At 60.4% G+C, this 2,586-nt stretch carries 1 protein-coding gene and 1 pseudogene; both read right to left on the bottom strand.

The genetic code is table 11. From position 1 onward, the window contains the following. Window positions 1-164: 164 nt before the first annotated feature. A complete protein-coding gene (locus WCA53_RS13485; RefSeq protein WP_423910828.1) occupies window positions 165-1,568 on the bottom strand; it encodes an ISNCY family transposase in 1,404 nt (467 codons plus the stop codon). Between the two features lie 254 nt (window positions 1,569-1,822). After that, window positions 1,823-2,367 (bottom strand): annotated as a pseudogene (locus tag WCA53_RS13480) (transposase); the annotation flags it as partial. Window positions 2,368-2,586 lie beyond the last annotated feature (219 nt).

Raw genomic sequence — 2,586 nt, 5'->3', positions numbered from 1 at the left:
GCTGCGCTGGCGACGCCAGCCCCCAAACACGACATTCCTATCTTGCTAAAACACGACATTAGGATATTGCCGTCACACGCAATGTCGAGGCCAGATTCAGATGTCGGGGGTTGGGCTTTTTAGAAGTGTCGGGTTTTAGCCTTGTTAATCTCCTCTTGAAAGGGTCATTTCCCCACCGCGGCTACCCGCCTTTCGGCAGTTCTCAAGACCGCCGCATTCAAGTCATCGAGTGTCAGCTCGCGTTGCTTTTTGGTCCCCGCTTTACGCTCCTTAGAACGCGGCGCTTCACCCTGGTTGGTGCGCGAAGGCGAGCCCGATGCGCGCCGGTCGTCGCGTTGTGCCTGAATCACCTGCGCGAGCCGCAACGCATGACTCAGACGCTTATTGTCGATCTCAGCACCTTGATCGATTTCCGACAGACGGTCGTATTCGACATAGGGGAGAGCGGCCCCATTGACGCGTATCTCGATGCGCCCGTCGGGGTATTCAAACACGTCCAGATACTTGTGGATCAAGCTTCGATTCTCGGCCGTATCGGCCAGCATGTAAATCACCCGGTCGTACTGGACCGTCAACGAATTTGACACACGCCGAGGCACGCGCGAGCTCAGAATCAGGTCGAGATCTTCGTCCTCGCGCAGCGGCCGATGCGCGTTGAATGTGCTTTTTGGGACCTTGCCAAAGCGGCCATTGAAGTCGGCAATGAAGTGGGGCGCATAAGCATTCGCCGCCTCGCGTGTGTCGATGTTGCGCAGTCGCAGTTCCTTGACCAGCCGGTCCTGCAAGGTCAGGTTGGCGCGCTCCACGCGCCCCTTGGCCTGGCTGCTGTTGGCACACCAGGTATCGATGTTCAGCTCGAACATGGCCCGCCCGTATTGAGTCACACCCTTGCCCGGCGTGCTCGAATGGCTGTTGCACGAGAACACGCTCGCGCGGTCGCTGTAGAGCGCGACCGGCTTGCCATAGGCTTCGAGGTACTGGCGCGTCGCCTCGAAATAGCTGAAAGTCGACTCGGTCGCGGTGAAGTGCAGGATCATCAGGCGGCTCGTGGCATCGTCGATAAACACCAGCAGCGTGCAGGCCGGCGCGCGTTCCTCGAACCACCGATGATCGCTGCCGTCGATCTGGATCAGCTCGCCCAGACACGCCCGCCGGTTCCTCGGCTGGTGGATCTTGGGCGGACGCTGCTTGCGCGGAATCCACAATCCGGCGTCGCGCATCCAGCGCCGCACCGTTTCCTTGGCCAGCGTCGTGCCATGACATTCGCGCAGCTTCTCGCAGGCCAGTGTCGGGCCGAAATCGGCGTAACGCTCGCGTACCAGCGCCATGGCCCGAGCTCGCACCTCGATCGGCAACTCGCGGTTGCTTGGCTGGCCGCGCCGGCCTGACACCAGCCCGGCGGGACCGCTGGCTTCGTAGCGCCGGACCAATCGACTCACTTGCCGTTCGCACAGCGCTAGACGCTCGGCCGCCTGCACGACCTTGAGTCGATGCTCAGCCACCGCCGCGATAATCTTGATCCGCTCGAGCTCATGCATACTCACCGTGACGAAACCACGCTCATTCATGATCAGCCCCTTGACGACATGCTTTTACCAGCGTGCGCCAGGAGGACAGAGTCGGACATTTCTAATTAGCCAGAACCGGACATTTCTAAAAAGCTCCGACACGCAAAAGGTAGATAATTAACATTATGTAAAATCATCTGGATCTGAGTCGTGCTCGAACCAGGATATCCGTGGAGACTCGAAAGGCGTCGCTAACCTCCCGAAGCCAAAGCGCGCGGGATCCCGACGGCCGCATTAAACCGTTGGCGTCGGTGGTATTCACCACGATACGCGGCGTACTCATAGTCGCGTTTGTAGAAGAACCCCGACTTGTGGTTGGGCGTCCGATATCCCATCACGCCCTTGACACCCAGGTTTTCCAAGTCCTGACACACCGCCCGCGTGAAGTACCCCGCGCCAACGCCCACCGCCTCGACTCGAAACCCGAAGCGCTCGTGCCGCCGTGCCAGCCTTGCTAGATAAGATAAGGCTGGCTGTCATACACGCTAGTCCGCGTGACGTGGGTATCGGTAATCAGGGAATGTTTTGCGTCGACGGTTCGACGGTCCAGATAGAAGAACCCGCGCGGCCTGTCGTCGCGCTTGAACGGCTTCTTGGCCCTGGTCGGCGCGGTCGATGTCCACTGCAGCCGGCGGTATCGGTGAAACGACGGCGTCGGTTCTGCGAGAAAGTTCGAGGTATCGGGCACGCGGTCCGTGAGCCCAAAGCCCGCGAACCAGCGGTACGCCACGTTCACTTGCACTTCGCGCATCAACTGGCGCTCGCCGCGGCCGCCGCACAAATCTTCTGTGAACAGCACGACAGGATTGGCTCCTGCGCATAGCGGGAAAAGGCCTCTCGAGCCTCCAATTGATATGCGCTGAACCGGCCGAGTGCCACGCAGTCCTGCACTGCGCGCTGAACCTCCGCTACAGAACCGGCTTCCTCTCGCGTGCCCAACTTCGCAGCCTCTCCTGTCGCCAAGACGCTATGTCCGGCCGCCTGCGCTCGGGCAGCGCAAGCTACCGCCTCTGAGCCA

It is taken from the genome of Caballeronia sp. (assembly GCF_049581465.1).
GTDB lineage: Bacteria > Pseudomonadota > Gammaproteobacteria > Burkholderiales > Burkholderiaceae > Caballeronia.
This window is presented reverse-complemented; position numbering and strand designations above follow the sequence as displayed.

Excerpts from the sequence above, each read along its gene's own strand:
- WCA53_RS13485 (WP_423910828.1), bottom strand. The coding sequence starts at position 1,568 with ATGAATGAGCGTGGTTTCGTCACGGTGAGTATGCATGAGCTCGAGCGG.